The sequence below is a fragment of the Ruegeria arenilitoris genome, assembly GCF_013032445.1.
GTDB lineage: Bacteria > Pseudomonadota > Alphaproteobacteria > Rhodobacterales > Rhodobacteraceae > Ruegeria > Ruegeria arenilitoris_F.
This window is the reverse complement of record NZ_WQCA01000018.1, coordinates 1-19,182: the sequence shown is the minus strand read 5'-3', so window position 1 is coordinate 19,182 and position 19,182 is coordinate 1. Positions and strand designations below refer to the sequence as shown.

Genomic DNA, 19,182 nt, shown 5'->3' with positions numbered 1-19,182 from the left:
CGCCGCCTCTATCGTCTTCGGGCGAGATTCTCTCGTGGGAGGTTGCTGGGATCGCGATCCCGGATCGGACCACGCAACATAAACCGGGTGGAACGCGTTTCACCTACGTTGAAAGGAAAACCAAATGGCCAAGAAGCTTGCTGGTACAATGAAACTGCAGGTTCCTGCAGGTCAGGCGAACCCGTCGCCGCCAGTTGGTCCGGCGCTGGGTCAGCGCGGCATCAACATTATGGAATTCTGCAAGGCGTTCAACGCCAAAACCGCAGATATGGAGCAGGGTGCGCCTTGCCCGACCGTGATCACCTATTATCAGGACAAGTCCTTTACCATGGACATCAAGACGCCGCCCGCGTCTTATTACCTGAAAAAAGCCGCTGGTCTGAAGCCGGTTGGCAAGCGTAACCGCCCCCGTGGCGCGGAAAACCCCGGTCGTGAGACCGTGGCCACCGTGACCACCAAGCAGGTTCGCGAAATCGCCGAAGCCAAAATGAAAGATCTGAACGCCAACGACGTCGAAGGCGCAATGCAGATCATCCTGGGCTCGGCCCGCTCCATGGGCATCGAGGTGAAGTAAGATGGCAAAACTCGGTAAACGTACCCGCGCTGCGCGCGAAGCTGTCGCTGGCAAGGAAAACCTGTCGGTTGAAGACGCAGTTGCCCTGGTCAAAGCCAACGCAACCTCGAAATTCGACGAGACCATCGAAATCGCGATGAACCTGGGCGTTGACACCCGTCACGCAGACCAGATGGTTCGCGGCGTTGTCGGTCTGCCGAACGGCACAGGCAAAGCGATGCGCGTTGCTGTTTTTGCTCGTGGCCCCAAAGCTGACGAAGCAAAAGAAGCAGGCGCAGATATCGTTGGCGCAGAAGACCTGATGGAAACCATTCAGGGCGGCACCATCGAATTCGATCGCTGCATCGCCACCCCGGACATGATGCCGATCGTCGGTCGTCTGGGTAAAGTTCTGGGCCCCCGCAACCTGATGCCGAACCCCAAAGTTGGCACCGTGACCATGGACGTGAAAGCGGCCGTGGAAGCAGCCAAAGGCGGTGAAGTTCAGTTCAAAGCGGAAAAAGGCGGCGTCGTGCACGCCGGTGTTGGCAAAGCGTCGTTTGACGAAGCCAAGCTGGCCGAAAACGTTCGTGCTTTCGTCTCGGCTGTTGCCAAGGCCAAACCGTCGGGCGCCAAAGGCACCTACATGAAGAAAATCGCACTGAGCTCGACCATGGGCCCGGGCGTGACTTTGGATGTGGCGGCTGCTGCTGGCGAATAAGCCTTAACGGTTAGACAAGATTTTGTCCCGGGTGGTGCAAACTGCCCGGGATTTTCTTTTGGGTCTTGCTGGGGATTAAGCGTTTTCAGCGTTGTTGAAACGCGATCTGAAGCCGATCCCCCAGACGCCGCCGCCTGTCTTCCTCGTAAGCGCTGCAGTTGTGATCGATGTGCCACGACGCAAGCCAGTCTTTCAGCAGACGCCCGCGGATGCAGAAATCCAGTATCCCTATATGGATCGGGTGCCGATAGCCGCGAAAGAACATGTCCTTGTTCAGTTTTAGGATGCCGCTGCGGTCCACATCGGACTGGTCCGCATCGCGGAAGATATCCGACTTGAGAAAATCGACGATGTCGTAGACAGCTAATTTTTCTCGTACCTCGGTGAAATCCAGACCAATCATTTCACCCTTGCCGACAATCAGGTTCTGGCCGTGAAAGTCGCCATGCGAAAACACCCGCGTGTCGGGGATGCCCTTGAGATGCTGGGCCGAGGTCTTCAGGGTCTTCACCATCGATTGACTTTCTTCCACGATGTGCGGCGGCACCGAATTCACTAACTCTCTGATGCTGAGGGTCATCCAACGTGGCCGGAACTCATACTCCGTTGCGGGTTGAAAGCTATGCAGGTCGTTCAGCCACGCCCCTGCACGGCGGTAGATACGGGCGACCTGATCGTCGTCTTCGCTGTTGTGGATCACGTCGACGGCGGTTGGTCGGTCGATGAATTCGGTCACGAAGAACATGTTTCCCGGAGACAGGTAGTAAGGGTGTACAACGCGCGAAGTCTCATGCCGGTCAAAATACCGCTCCAGCCGGGTCAGAACATCGAACTCTGCCTTCAACCGGCCGGACTCGGGCGAGGCAGTGTCGATCTTCATCGCGTAGTCCCGCGTTGGCCCCTGTACCCGCAGAACCAGACGGGTGTCGGGAAAGCCGTGCGATCGGTATACGCAATCGAATTGCAGCGCCGGGCCCAACCCCGCATGGCGCGAGAATTCCGCGACAAACTCAGTTGCGCGCCTGTTTTCATCTTCTGTGAGGATTGGCATAAGGGGTAAAAGCTGGACGCGAAACAAGGGGTTTGATTGACAGGACCCCAGCGCGCAAGCCATGTCAATCGCGGACATGGTTCGGAGCAGGGCGGTATGGTCCCGCCAAACCACCAGAACGGTCAATTTACCCCTTGGAAACCCCGGCTATCTGCCCTAAAGAGAGCTGCGGAGTAAAGCGTGCGATTCGTCGTGCGCTTTATTTCGTTTCGTCCAAGACGGTGGGTGGGTCCAATCGGCCCCTTAATTCCCTGCCTGAGACGGGTAAGACCAAAGAATTCTGAGGGTCACGATCCTCGGGCGAGTTTTGGCCAATCCCGTAACAACGGACCTGAACGCTGGGGTTTCGACCTCGGCAAATATGAGCCGGGGTGAAACATCGCCCCTAACTTGGAGAGAACTGTGGATAGAGCCCAGAAAGAGAAAGTGGTCGAGGAACTCGGCCAAATCTTCGAAAGCTCTGGCGTCGTAGTGGTTGCTCACTACGCCGGTCTGACAGTTGCCGAGATGCAGGACCTTCGCGCACGTGCTCGTGACGCGGGTGGTGCCGTGCGTGTTGCCAAGAACAGGCTCGCCAAAATCGCCCTTGAGGGTAAGCCGTGTGAAAGCATGGCCGACCTGCTGACAGGGATGACCGTTCTGACCTATTCCGAAGACCCCGTGGCAGCAGCCAAGGTGGCCGAGGACTTCGCCAAGGATAATAAGAATTTTGAAATTCTTGGTGGTGCAATGGGTGAGAACGCTCTGGACCGCAAAGGCGTCGAAACAGTTTCGAAAATGCCGTCTCGCGAGGAGCTTATCGCTTCGATCGTGGGCTGCATTGGCGCACCTGCTTCGAACATCGCTGGCGCGATTGGCGCACCTGCAAGCAACATCGCAAGCATCCTTTCCACCATCGAAGAGAAGGCGGAAGCTGCGTAAGCGGTTGGCACTGAATGATCTGCGTGGGGCATATGCCCTGACGTTGGAACACACACTGTAAACGGAAAGAGCTGATAAAATGGCTGATCTGAAAGCACTCGCAGAAAGCATCGTGGGTCTGACCCTGCTGGAAGCACAAGAACTGAAAACCATCCTCAAAGACGAATACGGCATCGAGCCCGCAGCAGGCGGCGCAGTTGTCATGGCTGCTGGTGGCGACGCCGGCGGTGCAGCTGAGGAAGAAAAAACCGAATTCGACGTCGTTCTGAAGAACGCCGGCGCATCGAAAATCAACGTCATCAAAGAAGTTCGCGGCATCACCGGCCTGGGCCTGAAAGAAGCCAAGGAACTGGTCGAAGCCGGCGGCAAGATCAAAGAAGGCGTGGACAAAGCAGAAGCAGAAGACGTCAAAGCCAAGCTGGAAGCAGCTGGCGCCGAAGTCGAGCTGGCCTAAGCTTAGACTCTGGTGCATCGCTGATGCGCCGAAAAATTTGGCTGGGTCCGGAGAAATCCGGATCCAGCCGAACCTGTCTTAGTAAGGGCCTCATGGGTTGGGGCGTTTTCTAAGACGCGGTTCGCGGATCGGGAGGCTGCCTTCGGGACGGTGGCCATGAATTGATCCGGACGTGTCGTCTCGAATGTGCAAGATGCCGGGGCCCGACGGTGTCTTTGCCCGCTGAGAACATCGAAAGGTGACATCTGACATGGCTCAAACGTTCCTTGGCCAGAAACGTCTTCGTAAATATTACGGCAAAATCCGCGAAGTGCTGGAGATGCCGAACCTCATTGAGGTCCAGAAATCTTCTTATGATCTTTTCCTGCGCTCCGGTGATGCAGAGCAGCCCACTGACGGCGAAGGCATCAAAGGTGTGTTCCAGTCGGTTTTCCCGATCAAGGATTTCAACGAAACCTCCGTTCTGGAGTTCGTGAAATACGATCTGGAAAAACCCAAATACGACGTCGAAGAGTGCATGCAGCGCGACATGACCTACAGCGCGCCGCTGAAGGTTACTCTGCGTCTGATCGTGTTTGATGTTGATGAGGACACCGGCGCCAAGTCGGTCAAAGACATCAAGGAACAGGACGTGTTCATGGGCGATATGCCCCTGATGACGCCGAACGGTACGTTCATCGTGAACGGCACCGAGCGCGTGATCGTGTCCCAGATGCACCGTTCGCCCGGTGTGTTCTTTGACCACGACAAGGGCAAGACCCATTCTTCGGGCAAGCTGCTGTTTGCCTGCCGCATCATCCCGTATCGCGGCAGCTGGCTGGACTTTGAGTTCGACGCCAAGGACATCGTGTTCGCCCGTATCGACCGCCGCCGCAAGCTGCCTGTGACGACCCTGCTGTACGCGCTGGGTCTGGATCAGGAAGCGATCATGGACGCGTATTACAACACCGTGTCCTACAAGTTGGACAAGAAGAAGGGCTGGGTCACGCCGTTCTTCCCCGAGCGTGTGCGCGGCACCCGCCCGACCTATGACCTGATTGACGCGAAATCGGGCGAAGTGATTGCTGAAGCCGGCAAGAAAGTTACCCCGCGCGCGGTCAAGAAGCTGATCGAAGAAGGCGTGGTTACCGACCTGCTGGTTCCGTTCGATCACATCGTTGGCAAATACGTCGCCAAGGACATCATCAACGAAGAAAACGGCGCGATCTATGTCGAAGCCGGTGATGAGCTGACCCTGGAATACGACAAGGACGGCGACCTGATCGGCGGCACTGTCAAGGAACTGATCGATGCCGGTATCACCGACATCCCGGTTCTGGATATCGACAACGTCAATGTCGGCCCCTACATGCGCAACACCATGGCGCAGGACAAGAACATGGGCCGCGAAAGCGCGCTGATGGACATCTACCGCGTCATGCGTCCGGGTGAGCCGCCCACCGTCGAAGCTGCGTCGGCTCTGTTCGACACTCTGTTCTTCGACAGCGAGCGCTATGACCTGTCCGCCGTTGGCCGCGTGAAGATGAACATGCGTCTGGCTCTGGACGCGCCGGACACCCTGCGCACCCTGCGCCGCGAAGACATCGTGGCTTGCATCAAGGCGCTGGTTGAGCTGCGCGACGGCAAAGGCGACGTGGACGATATCGACCACCTCGGCAACCGTCGTGTGCGTTCGGTCGGCGAACTGATGGAAAACCAGTACCGCGTTGGCCTGCTGCGTATGGAGCGCGCGATCAAAGAGCGTATGTCGTCGGTCGAAATCGACACCGTCATGCCGCAGGATCTGATCAACGCGAAACCCGCTGCGGCTGCTGTTCGTGAATTCTTCGGCTCGTCGCAGCTGTCACAGTTCATGGACCAGACGAACCCGCTGTCGGAAGTGACCCACAAACGCCGTCTCTCGGCGCTTGGCCCGGGTGGTCTGACGCGTGAGCGTGCAGGCTTTGAGGTTCGCGACGTACACCCGACCCACTACGGCCGGATGTGCCCGATTGAAACGCCGGAAGGTCCGAACATTGGTCTGATCAACTCGCTGGCCACCTTTGCCCGCGTGAACAAGTATGGCTTCATCGAAACACCGTACCGCGTCGTCAAAGACGCTGAGGTGACCGACGAGGTTCACTACATGTCCGCGACCGAGGAAATGCGTCACACTGTGGCGCAGGCGAACGCGACTCTGGATGCCGATGGCAAGTTCATCAACGATCTGGTTTCGACCCGTCAGGCCGGTGACTACACCCTTGCCCCGCGCGAGAATGTGGACCTGATCGACGTGTCGCCGAAACAGCTGGTCTCGGTTGCTGCATCGCTGATCCCGTTCCTTGAAAATGACGACGCCAACCGCGCTCTGATGGGCTCGAACATGCAACGTCAGGCGGTTCCGCTGCTGCGGGCCGAGGCACCGCTGGTCGGTACCGGCATCGAGGAAAAGGTTGCGATCGACTCGGGTGCTGCGATTCAGGCGAAACGCGCTGGTATCATCGACCAGGTCGATGCCCAGCGTATCGTTATCCGTGCTACCGAAGATCTGGAACTGGGCGACGCTGGCGTTGACATCTATCGTCTGCGCAAGTTCCAGCGTTCGAACCAGAACACCTGCATCAACCAGCGTCCGCTGATCAAGGTAGGTGACACCGTCCAGAAGGGCGAAGTCATTGCCGACGGTCCGTCGACTGATATGGGTGAACTGGCCCTTGGTAAGAACGTGGTCGTCGCGTTCATGCCGTGGAACGGTTACAACTACGAAGACTCGATCCTGATCTCGGAACGTATCGCGCGTGACGACGTGTTTACCTCGGTCCATATCGAGGAATTCGAAGTCGCCGCCCGTGACACCAAGCTGGGCCCGGAAGAGATCACCCGCGACATCCCGAACGTTGGTGAAGAAGCGCTGCGCAACCTCGATGAGGCAGGCATCGTTTACATCGGTGCGGATGTTGAGCCGGGCGATATTCTGGTCGGTAAGATCACTCCGAAGGGCGAAAGCCCAATGACCCCGGAAGAAAAGCTGCTGCGCGCCATCTTTGGTGAGAAAGCATCTGACGTGCGCGACACCTCGCTGCGCGTGAAGCCGGGCGATTACGGTACGGTCGTCGAGGTTCGCGTCTTCAATCGTCACGGCGTCGAGAAGGATGAGCGTGCGCTGCAGATCGAGCGTGAGGAAGTCGAACGTCTGGCCCGTGACCGGGACGACGAACTGGCGATCCTTGACCGCAACATCTATGCGCGTCTGCAGGGCCTGATCCTGGGTAAAACCGCTGTCAAAGGCCCGAAAGGCGTCAAACCAGGCTCGGTGATCACCGAGGAGCTGCTGGAAACCCTGACCCGTGGTCAGTGGTGGCAGCTAGCGCTGGAAGGCGAACAGGACGCACAAATCGTTGAGGCTCTGAACGAGCAGTACGAAGTGCAAAAGCGTGCTCTGGACGCTCGTTTCGAGGACAAGGTCGAGAAAGTCCGTCGTGGCGACGACCTGCCGCCGGGTGTGATGAAGATGGTCAAAGTCTTCATCGCCGTGAAGCGCAAGCTGCAGCCGGGCGACAAGATGGCCGGTCGTCACGGGAACAAAGGTGTGATCTCCAAGGTTGTTCCGATGGAAGACATGCCGTTCCTGGCCGATGGTACTCCGGTTGACTTCTGTCTGAACCCGCTGGGTGTGCCTTCGCGTATGAACGTTGGTCAGATCCTTGAGACCCACATGGGTTGGGCCGCACGCGGTTTGGGTCTGAACATCGACGACGCTCTGGGTGAATATCGCCGCTCCGGCGACCTGACCCCGGTGCGCGAAGCGATGAAGCTGGCCTATGGCGAGAATGTCTACGAAGAAGGCATCACCGGTCTGGACGAGGATGGCCTGATCGAGGCTGCGGGCAACGTGACTCGCGGTGTTCCGATTGCTACCCCGGTCTTTGACGGTGCCAAAGAGGCTGACGTCAACGACGCGCTTGTGCGTGCGGGCTTCTCGGAAAGCGGTCAGTCGATTCTGTTCGACGGTCGTACTGGTGAGCAATTCGCACGTCCGGTGACCGTGGGCATCAAATACCTGCTGAAACTGCACCACCTGGTGGACGACAAGATCCACGCGCGTTCGACCGGGCCGTACAGCCTGGTTACCCAGCAGCCGCTGGGTGGTAAGGCGCAGTTCGGTGGTCAGCGCTTTGGTGAGATGGAGGTCTGGGCTCTGGAAGCTTACGGCGCCGCCTACACCCTGCAGGAGATGCTTACCGTGAAATCGGATGACGTCGCCGGCCGGACCAAGGTCTATGAGTCGATCGTCAAGGGCGAGGATAACTTTGAAGCGGGCGTACCGGAATCGTTCAACGTTCTGGTGAAAGAAGTCCGTGGCCTCGGCCTGAATATGGAACTCCTGGATGCGGAGGTTGAGGAGTAAGGGCGCTGCCCTTTCTCCCGTCCCCCCTTCCGCAAGATTTGAGGTAACAAATGAACCAGGAAATCACCAACAACCCGTTCAACCCGCTGACGCCTCCGAAGGTCTTCGACGAGATCAAGGTCTCGCTGGCGTCGCCCGAGCGGATCTTGTCTTGGTCCTATGGCGAGATCAAGAAACCCGAAACCATCAACTACCGGACGTTCAAGCCTGAACGTGACGGTCTGTTCTGCGCGCGTATCTTTGGCCCGATCAAAGATTACGAATGCCTGTGCGGCAAATATAAGCGGATGAAATATCGCGGCGTTGTCTGCGAGAAATGCGGTGTGGAAGTCACCCTGCAAAAAGTCCGCCGCGAGCGTATGGGCCACATCGAATTGGCCGCGCCTGTTGCACACATCTGGTTCCTTAAGTCGCTGCCGTCCCGCATCGGTCTGATGCTGGACATGACGCTGCGTGATCTGGAGCGCGTTCTGTACTTTGAAAACTACGTCGTCATCGAGCCCGGTCTGACTGACCTGACCTACGGCCAGATGCTGACCGAAGAAGAGTACATGGATGCGCAGGATGCCTATGGCATGGACGCGTTCACCGCGAATATCGGTGCTGAAGCCATCCGTGAGATGCTGGCCCAGATCGATCTGGAAGCCGAAGCCGAGCAGCTGCGCGCTGATCTGGCCGAAGCGACCGGCGAACTGAAGCCCAAGAAGATCATCAAGCGTCTGAAGGTTGTTGAAAGCTTCCTCGAGTCGGGCAACCGTCCCGAGTGGATGGTGATGACCGTGATTCCGGTCATCCCGCCGGAACTGCGTCCGCTGGTTCCTCTGGATGGTGGCCGTTTTGCGACTTCGGATCTGAACGATCTGTATCGCCGCGTCATCAACCGGAACAACCGTCTGAAGCGTCTGATCGAGCTGCGCGCACCTGACATCATCGTCCGCAACGAAAAGCGGATGCTGCAGGAATCCGTGGATGCTCTGTTTGACAACGGCCGTCGTGGCCGCGTGATCACCGGCGCCAACAAGCGTCCGCTGAAATCGCTGTCGGACATGCTGAAAGGTAAGCAGGGTCGCTTCCGTCAGAACCTTCTGGGTAAGCGCGTCGACTTCTCGGGCCGCTCGGTCATCGTGACCGGTCCGGAACTCAAGTTGCACCAGTGTGGTCTGCCCAAGAAGATGGCGCTGGAACTGTTCAAGCCATTCATCTACTCGCGCCTTGAAGCCAAGGGCCTGTCTTCGACCGTGAAACAGGCGAAGAAACTGGTCGAGAAAGAGCGTCCCGAAGTTTGGGATATCCTCGACGAGGTGATCCGCGAACACCCTGTCATGCTGAACCGCGCGCCGACGCTGCACCGTCTAGGCATTCAGGCGTTCGAGCCGGTTCTGATCGAAGGTAAAGCCATCCAGCTACACCCGCTGGTCTGTTCGGCCTTTAACGCCGACTTCGACGGTGACCAGATGGCCGTTCACGTTCCGCTGAGCCTTGAGGCGCAGCTGGAAGCCCGTGTTCTGATGATGTCGACGAACAACGTTCTGTCGCCTGCAAACGGCGCGCCGATCATCGTTCCGTCGCAGGATATGATCCTGGGTCTGTACTACGTGACCCTGGAACGTGAAGGCATGCCGGGCGAAGGCAAGGTCTTTGGTTCGATCGAAGAAGTTCAGCACGCGCTGGACGCCGGTGAAGTGCATCTGCACACCAAGATCACCGCGCGGATCACGCAGATCGACGACGAAGGCAACGAAGTTCAGAAGCGTTATGAAACCACTCCGGGCCGTCTGCGTCTGGGTGCGTTGCTGCCGATGAACAACAAAGCGCCGTTCGAGCTGGTCAACCGCCTGCTGCGGAAGAAAGAAGTGCAGCAGGTGATCGACACCGTCTACCGTTACTGCGGTCAGAAAGAGTCGGTTATCTTCTGTGATCAGATCATGTCGATGGGCTTCAAAGAAGCGTTCAAGGCGGGCATCTCGTTCGGTAAGGACGACATGGTCATCCCGAACGACAAGTGGGGCATCGTTGACGACACCCGCGGTCAGGTGAAGGACTTTGAACAGCAGTACATGGACGGCCTGATCACCCAGGGCGAAAAGTACAACAAAGTTGTCGATGCCTGGTCGAAGTGTAACGACCGCGTCACCGAAGCGATGATGAGCACGATCTCGTCCTCGGATCGCGCAGCGGACGGCTCCGAACAGGAACCGAACTCGGTCTACATGATGGCCCACTCGGGTGCGCGTGGCTCGGTCACTCAGATGAAACAGCTGGGCGGTATGCGCGGCCTGATGGCCAAGCCGAACGGTGACATCATCGAGACGCCGATCATCTCGAACTTTAAAGAAGGTCTGACTGTTCTCGAGTACTTCAACTCGACCCACGGTGCCCGTAAGGGTCTGTCGGATACCGCTCTGAAGACGGCGAACTCGGGTTACCTGACCCGCCGTCTGGTGGACGTGGCACAAGACTGTATCGTTCGTGAGATCGACTGTGGCACCGAGCGTGCGATCACTGCCGAAGCAGCCGTGAACGACGGTGAGGTTGTCGCCTCGCTGGCCGAACGTGTGCTGGGTCGTGTGGCAGCTGACGATGTTCTGCGTCCGGGCACCGATGAGGTGATCGTGGCTGCGGGTCAGCTGATCGACGAACGTATGGCCGACACCATCGACGAAGCTGGTGTTCAGTCCATGCGCATCCGCTCGCCTCTGACCTGTGAGTCCGAGGAAGGCGTTTGTGCAACCTGCTACGGTCGTGACCTTGCACGTGGTACCATGGTGAACACTGGTGAGGCTGTCGGCATCATCGCCGCTCAGTCGATCGGTGAACCCGGTACACAGCTGACCATGCGTACATTCCACATCGGTGGTGTTGCGCAAGGTGGTCAGCAGTCGTTCCAGGAAGCCAGCCAGGAAGGTGTCGTATCCTTCGAGAACCCGCAGATTCTGATCAATGCCGCAGGCGAAAGCCTCGTCATGGGCCGGAACATGAAGCTGGTGATCAAGGACGAGCATGGCGAAGAGCGTGCCAGCCACAAGCTGGGCTACGGCTCCAAGCTGTTTGTCAAGGACGGCACCAAGGTAGCCCGTGGCGACAAACTGTTCGAGTGGGACCCGTACACTCTGCCGATCATCGCCGAGAAAGCCGGTACCGCGAAATACGTCGACCTGGTTTCGGGCCTTGCCGTCCGCGACGAGACCGACGAAGCAACCGGTATGACCCAGAAGATCGTGATCGACTGGCGCGCCGCCCCCAAAGGCAGCGACCTCAAGCCCGAGATCATTCTGGTTGGCGAAGATGGCGAGCCGGTCCGCAACGATGCGGGCAACCCGGTTCACTATCCGATGTCGGTGGATGCGATCCTGTCGGTCGAAGATGGTCAACAGGTTGAAGCTGGTGACGTTGTTGCGCGTATCCCGCGTGAAGGCGCCAAGACCAAGGACATCACCGGTGGTCTGCCGCGTGTGGCCGAACTGTTCGAAGCCCGTCGTCCGAAAGATCACGCGATCATCGCAGAAGCCGATGGTTACGTGCGCTTTGGCCGCGACTACAAGAACAAGCGCCGCATCAGCATCGAACCGGCTGACGAGTCCATGGAGACCATCGAGTACATGGTGCCCAAGGGCAAGCACATCCCGGTCGCCGAAGGGGACTTCATCCAGAAGGGTGAATACCTGATGGACGGTAACCCGGCTCCGCATGACATCCTGTCCATCATGGGTGTCGAAGCGCTGGCGGATTACATGATCGACGAGGTGCAGGACGTTTATCGTCTGCAGGGCGTGAAGATCAACGACAAGCACATCGAGGTCATCGTGCGCCAGATGCTGCAGAAGTGGGAGATCCTGGATTCAGGCGACACCACCCTGCTAAAAGGCGAGCATGTCGACAAGCAAGAGTTCGACGCAGCCAACGAGAAGACCATCGCCCGCGGTGGTCGTCCGGCACAGGGCGAGCCGATCCTCTTGGGGATCACCAAAGCCTCGCTGCAGACGCGTTCGTTCATCTCGGCAGCATCGTTCCAGGAAACCACTCGTGTGCTGACCGAAGCTTCGGTTCAGGGCAAGAAAGACAAGCTGGTTGGCCTCAAAGAGAACGTCATCGTCGGTCGCCTGATCCCCGCCGGTACCGGTGGCGCAACCCAGGCCGTGCGTCAGGTTGCCCAGTCGCGCGACAACGTCGTGATCGAAGCCCGCCGGGAAGAGGCCGAAGCGGCCGCTGCCTTGGCTGCGCCGATGATGGACGACGATATGGTCGGCGACGAGCTGGACGTTCTGGTGGAAACCCCGGAAAGCCGCGAGTAAGTTCGTTGGCGTGAATTAAGAAAGGCCCTGCGGAAACGCGGGGCCTTTTCTTTTGTGAAAAAGTGCCAGCAGGGGATTTGCTGCGGGCGTCATATTCAACTCCAATGGCTGCTTTAAGCCTTTTTGTTGAAAAACTCTTGCTTGATCGTGAGGTAAGTCGCTGATTCAATTCTTCCCGAGGATGGGAGTATTGGCGATGATGGGATCGAAGCAGGAAACGTAAGTTCTCGCTCATTCTGAAAACAACGGCGTAGACATTTTTAATTGGCTATTGGACGGCAGCCACTGCTTAACTCTCAAAGAATTTAATCGAAAACTAAACCAAGTTGATTGGAGGCATCAAAATGAGAAACCTTTGCATCACGTCTAAACTCGCTGGAGGTGCTACAGCACTGTCGCTTTTGCTGAGCGCGACTCCCGGTTTGTCGTGCACTTGGTTTGGGTTTCTCAATGACGAGGACAAGCCGTTTATCGGACGCACTATGGAATGGCCTGGCGACCTTGGCGCAGAGATTGCTCGGGTTCCACGCGGCCATACGATTGGAGACGTTACAACCCAATATGGCTTCGTGGGGATGTGGCACGGGAGCGTGATTAGTGACGGCGTGAACGAGCATGGCCTTGCTCTTTCTGCTTTATGGCTGTCTGACAGCCAATACGACGAGGAAGGTGACGGAGCGCGAAAGAACGTCGATCTCATCCACCACGTACTGGGAAATACGAAGACGGTCGACGAAGCACTGGATTTCATCCGCGACAATCGCTTCTACGCGTATGGACCCGAAGTTTTAGGTGGGATGCCTCTTACTATTCACTTTGCAATCACGGACGAAACCGGTCGTTCGGTTGTCGTCGAGTACGCCGAAGATGGGTTGGCGGTCTACGAGAATGAGGTGGGGGTTATGACAAACGACCCGACCTATGACGTCCAACTTGAACTCTGGCAGGCCTATGATCCGAACAACTTCGATGAAGGTACGTTCGAGAGCTTCGACTGGTCGCCCGAAGGCCGGTTCCAGCGTATGGCGGCAATGAATGCAACGCAAGCGACTGTGCCTGACACTGATGCGGCGGTGAACCGGGCTTGGTCAATGATCAATACCGTGGATATCCCGCAAGGCATTCTGTATTGGCGCTGGGTGAATGACGATCCGCAGATTACGTCTTATTCGGTTGTAGTCGATCCGCAAGAACGCACCTACTATTTCCGAACCTACGACAACTATGACATCCGCAAAATCGATCTCGACGAAATCGACTTTGGCGCGATTGAGTTCAAGTCGCAGTCGATATTTGGCACGCAGGACTACCGGTCTTTTGAGTTTGATTGACCTAGGAAAAGTTCGGCTTGCCAGACTGATTACGACTCCAGCCAAAGGAACTGTCGGTTTATTGCCTGTCTGCGGTCGTCCGAGTTATGGTATTTAGATAATCCTGCGCGTGTCCGTTTTGTCCCGCATAGCCAACCTTTTCTAGTGCCCGAGCGGCTAACCCCTGCGCGAATGATGCGGTCGGGTTTAGGTCATACGCTGATTGTTTTTCCGGCTGGAAGCATCCAGCTGAAAGGGCGGTTGACAAGATTGTCATGCGCTCTGTCAATGGGGGGAAATGCCGTTAGTCTTGGAAGCCGCCACTATGACCCCAAACCTAAAAGGTGCGCTGCTGATGGTGGGCAGTATGGCGGCCTTTACTATCAATGATGCGCTGATAAAGGCTGCCGGGGCAGAGATGCCATTGTTCCAGATGGTGGCCATGCGCGGTGTGCTGGCCACCGGTCTGGTGTATGTGTTGGCACGCCATCTGGGCGCGCTGCACCTGAATTTTCCACATCATGATAAATGGCTTGTAGCGGCCCGGTGTCTGGCGGAACTGTCGGCAACTTATTTCTTTCTGACTGCGTTGTTGCACATGCCATTGGCTAATGTGACGGCAGTGTTGCAAGCCTTGCCGCTGACTGTGACGCTGGGTGCCGTTCTGTTTTTTCGCGAACAGATCGGATGGCGACGTGTTCTGGCGATTGCTCTGGGGTTCCTTGGTATGCTCCTGATCGTACGCCCGGGACCCGAAGGGTTCAGCATCTATGCCATTTACGCGCTGATTGCGGTTGTGTCGGTCACGATCCGCGATCTCATCACGCGGCGTATGTCGATCCACGTACCGTCCCTGACTGTTACGCTGGCGACCTCGTTTACCATCACGATTGCGGCCGGGTTTGTCTCGTTAGCCTCGGGCTGGCAACCGGTTCCGCCTGTCGCAGGTGCGATGGTCGCCTGTGCCGCTGTCTTCGTGCTGACTGGTTACCTGTGCAGCGTCATGGTCATGCGGGTCGGGGGCGTCGGATTTGTCGCGCCGTTTCGCTATTCAAGCCTGATCTGGGCGCTGGTTCTTGGCTGGCTGGTATTCGGAGACTGGCCGGACACAATCACACTTCTGGGGGCGGCATTGGTTGTCGGGGCTGGGCTGTTCACCTTGTTCCGCGAACGACAGACTCATACGGCAGAGTGAACCCGCCGTACGGCATCCTGATCGATGGCAAAACGTGCGATGAATTCCCCCTCCTGCTCGGGCGTGAGAGGGAGTAGCTCGGCCTTGCTATTGCGGGCATGATACGAGTCGTTGAACTGGTTCAGCGAGCGCACCCACATCGGCGCATCCGGGTAACTGATCACAGGCATGAAGTTTCCAATGCGGTGATGGGCAAAGTTCATGATGGTCTGCTCGCATCCGCCACGCACATACATGGCAAAGCCGATACCCAGTAGTGAGCGAAAAACCTGCGAGGCCCGAATACCGTCCGGCCCGAACCGGGCCAGAAACCCTTGGTTGTAGTCAATGGCAACGGTCCTGTTGTTCCGCATCAGCGTTTTGCCTTCATCTGCAGCGATGCGCAGGCGCTCGATGAAATCAACCGATACAGCGTCATCATCATCATGGCGGAATTGAATGCAGGGCGCGTCAAGATTATCGCGGGCGGCGTTCAGAACCTCTTTCATCACGGGCCGATGGCGCATGGGGCTGCGAGCTATGATCCGGACCTGTTTCATACCTGCGGTAACGTCGTGCAACCGGTCAAACGCGGGTTTGGGCAAGCAGTCTCCGATCACGATCAAAAGCTGGAAATCTTCGTCCGTTTGTTCTTTCAGACAGGGCAGGGTGGTCGTTTCGAACAGCCGGAACCGTTCTTCCAACCGGATGGGGCTGTAGAGGTAGGCGCGCCGTTCTTCGATCGTATCATGTTCGACCTGAAAGCCTCCGAGTGCTGGATAGGAAAAGCGGCAAAGGCCGATGACTTGCATGATTCATCCGTGGAGCAAAGTGGTCAGCAGACTATGCCGCTGCGATTTGATCCCCGCAACGGCTACCGCACTGGAAATCCACCTTACTCCCTGATAACTCTGCGTAGTCGGGTCGCCGGACTTCCTGGTTAGGGGTTGCTGTTGACACTCGGGCCGACTCCCCCTATTACGCGCGTCATCTCGGTGTCGGGGGCCGCCCCACAACCGATTCCAGTAATGAACTGGTCAAGGCCCGGACAATTTTGCAGTTCGCGCCCTCTGATAACCAACCGCGACGTTCACCTCGGAATGGGAACGCTCGCGGATTTTGCGCTTGTGGACGCATGAGTGCAGCAAAGTTTAACCGCACGCAATGCGCGTGCATGTCATGTGTGTTGCAAAACGGGGAAGAAACCGGAATGCCAACTATTCAACAGCTGATCCGCAAGCCGCGGCAGCCCAAAGTAAAACGCTCGAAGTCCATGCACCTGGAGCAGTGCCCGCAGAAGCGCGGCGTCTGCACCCGCGTGTACACCACCACACCGAAAAAGCCGAACTCGGCTATGCGTAAGGTTGCCAAGGTGCGCCTGACCAACGGATTCGAGGTCATCTCGTACATCCCCGGTGAAAGCCACAACCTGCAGGAACACTCGGTTGTTCTGATCCGTGGCGGCCGTGTAAAAGACCTTCCCGGTGTGCGTTACCACATCCTGCGCGGTGTTCTGGATACTCAGGGCGTCAAAGACCGTAAGCAACGTCGTTCGAAATACGGCGCGAAGCGTCCCAAGTAAGAAGGAGAGGCTGATATGTCACGTCGTCACGCCGCCGAAAAACGCGAAGTCCTGCCTGACGCCAAATTTGGCGACAAGGTACTGACCAAATTCATGAACAACCTGATGATCGACGGCAAGAAGTCGGTCGCAGAGCGCATCGTTTACAACGCGTTTGACCGCGTTGAGAACAAGATCAAGCGCGCTCCTGTCGAAGTGTTCCACGAAGCGCTCGACAACATCAAACCGTCGGTCGAGGTTCGCTCGCGCCGGGTTGGTGGTGCAACCTATCAGGTTCCGGTCGAAGTGCGCCCCGAGCGCCGCGAAGCACTGGCCATCCGTTGGCTGATCACTGCTGCGCGTGGCCGCAACGAAAACACCATGGAAGAACGCCTCGCCGGCGAACTGCTGGATGCTGTACAGTCCCGCGGTACCGCCGTGAAGAAGCGCGAAGACACCCACAAGATGGCCGAGGCGAACAAAGCCTTCAGCCATTACCGCTGGTAATTCTAGAGGCTTATCCAAATGGCACGCGAATATCCGCTCGAACTGTACCGTAACTTCGGTATCATGGCGCACATCGACGCAGGTAAGACCACCTGCTCGGAGCGTATCCTGTATTACACTGGTAAATCCCACAACATCGGTGAGGTGCACGATGGTGCAGCCACCATGGACTGGATGGAGCAGGAGCAGGAACGCGGCATCACCATCACTTCGGCTGCGACCACCACTTTCTGGGAGCGCACCGAGGACGGTCAGACTGCCGAAACCCCGAAGCACCGCCTGAACATCATCGACACCCCCGGCCACGTTGACTTCACCATCGAAGTTGAGCGTTCGCTGGCGGTTCTCGATGGTGCCGTATGTGTTCTGGACGCAAACGCTGGTGTTGAGCCCCAAACCGAAACCGTGTGGCGTCAGGCTGACCGCTACAAGGTTCCGCGTATGGTTTTCGTCAACAAGATGGACAAGATCGGCGCAGACTTCTTCAACTGCGTCAACATGATCGAAGACCGCACCGGCGCACGCGCTGTTCCGGTTGGTATTCCGATCGGCGCCGAGTCCGAGCTGGAAGGCCTGATCGACCTGGTCACCATGGAAGAGTGGCTGTGGCAGGGTGAAGATCTGGGCGCAAGCTGGATCAAAGCTCCGATCCGCGACAGCCTGAAAGACATGGCTGACGAATGGCGTGGCAAGATGATCGAAGCGGCCGTCGAAATGGACGACGACGCGATGATGGAATACCTGGAAGGCAATGAGCCCGACGTTCCAACCCTGCGCGCCCTGCTGCGCAAAGGTACTCTGGACATCGCGTTCGTTCCGGTTCTGGGTGGTTCGGCGTTCAAGAACAAAGGCGTTCAGCCGCTGCTCAACGCTGTGATCGACTATCTGCCCAGCCCGCTGGACGTTGTCGATTACATGGGCTTCAAACCCGGCGACGAGGAAGAAGTTCGTGACATCGCACGTCGTGCCGATGACGACATGGCCTTCTCGGGTCTGGCGTTCAAAATCATGAACGACCCCTTCGTTGGCTCGCTGACCTTCACCCGGATCTACTCGGGCACCATGAACAAGGGTGACTCGATCCTGAACTCGACCAAAGGTAAGAAAGAGCGCATCGGTCGTATGATGATGATGCACTCGAACAACCGGGAAGAGATCGAAGAAGCGTTTGCAGGCGATATCATCGCGCTGGCGGGTCTGAAAGACACCACCACCGGTGACACCCTGTGTGACGCGAAGGATCCGGTGGTTCTGGAAACCATGACCTTCCCCGATCCGGTGATCGAGATCGCGGTTGAGCCCAAAACCAAGGGCGACCAAGAGAAGATGTCCCAGGGTCTGGCCCGTCTGGCCGCCGAAGACCCGTCCTTCCGTGTGGAAACTGACCTGGAATCGGGTCAGACCATCATGAAGGGCATGGGCGAACTTCACCTGGACATCCTGGTTGACCGCCTGAAGCGCGAGTTCAAGGTTGAAGCGAACATCGGTGCACCTCAGGTGGCCTATCGCGAAACCATCTCGATGCCGGTCGAGCACACCTACACCCACAAGAAACAGTCGGGTGGTTCGGGTCAGTTCGCGGAAGTCAAGCTGGAGATCCAGCCGACCGAAGCAGGCGAAGGCTATTCGTTCGAAAGCCGCATCGTTGGTGGTGCCGTTCCGAAAGAATACATCCCGGGTGTTGAAAAAGGCATCAACTCGGTCATGGACAGCGGCCCTCTGGCTGGCTTCCCTGTGATCGACTTCAAGGTTGCCCTGCTGGACGGTAAGTTCCACGACGTTGACTCGAGCGTTCTGGCGTTCGAAATCGCATCGCGGATGTGTATGCGTGAAGGCATGCGCAAAGCTGGCGCGAAACTGCTGGAACCGATCATGAAGGTCGAAGTGATCACCCCGGAAGAATACACCGGCGGTATCATCGGCGACCTGACCTCGCGCCGTGGCCAGGTATCTGGACAAGAGCCGCGCGGCAACGCAATCGCGATCGACGCGTTCGTTCCGCTGGCGAACATGTTCGGCTACATCAACACTCTGCGTTCGATGTCGTCGGGCCGCGCCCAGTTCACCATGCAGTTCGACCACTACGATCCGGTTCCGCAGAACATCTCGGACGAGATTCAGGCGAAATACGCATAAGCGAAGATTTGAGGGAGCTCCGGTCCGGGGCTCCCTTCATTACCGACAAAGGAGGCCATCATGGCAAAGGAAAAGTTTGAGCGTACAAAACCGCACGTCAACATCGGCACGATTG

General features: G+C 57.4%; 13 protein-coding genes. 11 read left to right on the top strand and 2 right to left on the bottom strand.

The window, feature by feature from the left end; translation table 11 throughout:
* The first annotated feature begins 124 nt into the window (after window positions 1–124).
* Together rplK and rplA are read left to right on the top strand one after the other, a co-directional pair.
* Window positions 125–574: a 50S ribosomal protein L11 gene (gene rplK, locus GOW98_RS20670; protein WP_113791694.1), complete on the top strand. Its 450-nt coding sequence runs from the start codon at window positions 125–127 to the stop codon at window positions 572–574.
* 1 nt (window position 575) lies between these two features.
* Entirely contained in the window at window positions 576–1,274 is a 699-nt protein-coding gene (gene rplA, locus GOW98_RS20665) for a 50S ribosomal protein L1 (protein WP_170335593.1), read from the top strand.
* 85 nt (window positions 1,275–1,359) lie between these two features.
* On the opposite strand, the gene GOW98_RS20660 is transcribed toward rplA, so the two are convergent.
* The gene (locus GOW98_RS20660) at window positions 1,360–2,325 is read right to left on the bottom strand and encodes an aminoglycoside phosphotransferase family protein (RefSeq protein ID WP_170335591.1); all 966 of its coding nucleotides are present in this window, start codon (window positions 2,323–2,325) and stop codon (window positions 1,360–1,362) included.
* A gap of 402 nt (window positions 2,326–2,727) precedes the next feature.
* Here GOW98_RS20660 and rplJ point away from each other — a divergent pair, with 402 nt between their 5' ends.
* The 6 genes from rplJ to GOW98_RS20630 all read left to right on the top strand — a co-directional run bounded on the left by rplJ (window position 2,728) and on the right by GOW98_RS20630 (window position 14,884).
* On the top strand, window positions 2,728–3,246 hold the full coding sequence (rplJ, locus tag GOW98_RS20655; protein ID WP_170335589.1) for a 50S ribosomal protein L10: 519 nt from the start codon (window positions 2,728–2,730) through the stop codon (window positions 3,244–3,246).
* A gap of 79 nt (window positions 3,247–3,325) precedes the next feature.
* Window positions 3,326–3,700 carry a 50S ribosomal protein L7/L12 gene (rplL, locus tag GOW98_RS20650; RefSeq protein WP_008204003.1) on the top strand — a complete coding sequence of 125 codons (375 nt, stop codon included), beginning with the start codon at window positions 3,326–3,328 and terminating at the stop codon, window positions 3,698–3,700.
* Window positions 3,701–3,950: 250 nt separating this feature from the next.
* Window positions 3,951–8,087, top strand: a complete 4,137-nt coding sequence (gene rpoB / locus GOW98_RS20645) for a DNA-directed RNA polymerase subunit beta (protein ID WP_170335588.1) — start codon at window positions 3,951–3,953, stop codon at window positions 8,085–8,087.
* Between the two features lie 50 nt (window positions 8,088–8,137).
* Entirely contained in the window at window positions 8,138–12,379 is a 4,242-nt protein-coding gene (gene rpoC / locus GOW98_RS20640; protein WP_170335587.1) for a DNA-directed RNA polymerase subunit beta', read from the top strand.
* Window positions 12,380–12,723: 344 nt separating this feature from the next.
* Window positions 12,724–13,710 (top strand): linear amide C-N hydrolase, encoded by a 987-nt coding sequence (locus tag GOW98_RS20635; protein ID WP_170335586.1) that lies wholly within the window; start codon window positions 12,724–12,726, stop codon window positions 13,708–13,710.
* A 304-nt stretch (window positions 13,711–14,014) separates the two neighbouring features.
* Window positions 14,015–14,884, top strand: coding sequence for a DMT family transporter (locus GOW98_RS20630; protein WP_170335585.1), 870 nt, complete (start codon window positions 14,015–14,017; stop codon window positions 14,882–14,884).
* On the opposite strand, the gene GOW98_RS20625 is transcribed toward GOW98_RS20630, so the two are convergent.
* Window positions 14,869–15,675 (bottom strand): putative rhamnosyl transferase, encoded by an 807-nt coding sequence (locus tag GOW98_RS20625; RefSeq protein WP_170335584.1) that lies wholly within the window; start codon window positions 15,673–15,675, stop codon window positions 14,869–14,871. The two genes, GOW98_RS20630 and GOW98_RS20625, sit on opposite strands and share 16 nt — an antisense overlap.
* 398 nt (window positions 15,676–16,073) lie before the next feature.
* Here GOW98_RS20625 and rpsL point away from each other — a divergent pair, with 398 nt between their 5' ends.
* Genes rpsL through fusA form a run of 3 tightly spaced genes read left to right on the top strand, consistent with a single transcriptional unit; the run spans window position 16,074 to window position 19,067 of the window.
* Window positions 16,074–16,445 carry a 30S ribosomal protein S12 gene (gene rpsL, locus GOW98_RS20620; RefSeq protein ID WP_005621086.1) on the top strand — a complete coding sequence of 124 codons (372 nt, stop codon included), beginning with the start codon at window positions 16,074–16,076 and terminating at the stop codon, window positions 16,443–16,445.
* Between the two features lie 15 nt (window positions 16,446–16,460).
* Window positions 16,461–16,931, top strand: coding sequence for a 30S ribosomal protein S7 (gene rpsG / locus GOW98_RS20615; RefSeq protein ID WP_039529242.1), 471 nt, complete (start codon window positions 16,461–16,463; stop codon window positions 16,929–16,931).
* Window positions 16,932–16,949: 18 nt separating this feature from the next.
* Window positions 16,950–19,067, top strand: a complete 2,118-nt coding sequence (fusA, locus tag GOW98_RS20610; RefSeq protein ID WP_170335583.1) for an elongation factor G — start codon at window positions 16,950–16,952, stop codon at window positions 19,065–19,067.
* Window positions 19,068–19,182 lie beyond the last annotated feature (115 nt).

Coding starts and splice junctions, on each gene's coding strand:
- rplK (WP_113791694.1), top strand. CDS start 125: ATGGCCAAGAAGCTTGCTGGTACAATGAAACTGCAGGTTCCTGCAGGT.
- rplA (WP_170335593.1), top strand. CDS start 576: ATGGCAAAACTCGGTAAACGTACCCGCGCTGCGCGCGAAGCTGTCGCT.
- GOW98_RS20660 (WP_170335591.1), bottom strand. CDS start 2,325: ATGCCAATCCTCACAGAAGATGAAAACAGGCGCGCAACTGAGTTTGTC.
- rplL (WP_008204003.1), top strand. CDS start 3,326: ATGGCTGATCTGAAAGCACTCGCAGAAAGCATCGTGGGTCTGACCCTG.
- rpoB (WP_170335588.1), top strand. CDS start 3,951: ATGGCTCAAACGTTCCTTGGCCAGAAACGTCTTCGTAAATATTACGGC.
- rpoC (WP_170335587.1), top strand. CDS start 8,138: ATGAACCAGGAAATCACCAACAACCCGTTCAACCCGCTGACGCCTCCG.
- GOW98_RS20635 (WP_170335586.1), top strand. CDS start 12,724: ATGAGAAACCTTTGCATCACGTCTAAACTCGCTGGAGGTGCTACAGCA.
- GOW98_RS20630 (WP_170335585.1), top strand. CDS start 14,015: ATGACCCCAAACCTAAAAGGTGCGCTGCTGATGGTGGGCAGTATGGCG.
- GOW98_RS20625 (WP_170335584.1), bottom strand. CDS start 15,675: ATGCAAGTCATCGGCCTTTGCCGCTTTTCCTATCCAGCACTCGGAGGC.
- rpsL (WP_005621086.1), top strand. CDS start 16,074: ATGCCAACTATTCAACAGCTGATCCGCAAGCCGCGGCAGCCCAAAGTA.
- rpsG (WP_039529242.1), top strand. CDS start 16,461: ATGTCACGTCGTCACGCCGCCGAAAAACGCGAAGTCCTGCCTGACGCC.
- fusA (WP_170335583.1), top strand. CDS start 16,950: ATGGCACGCGAATATCCGCTCGAACTGTACCGTAACTTCGGTATCATG.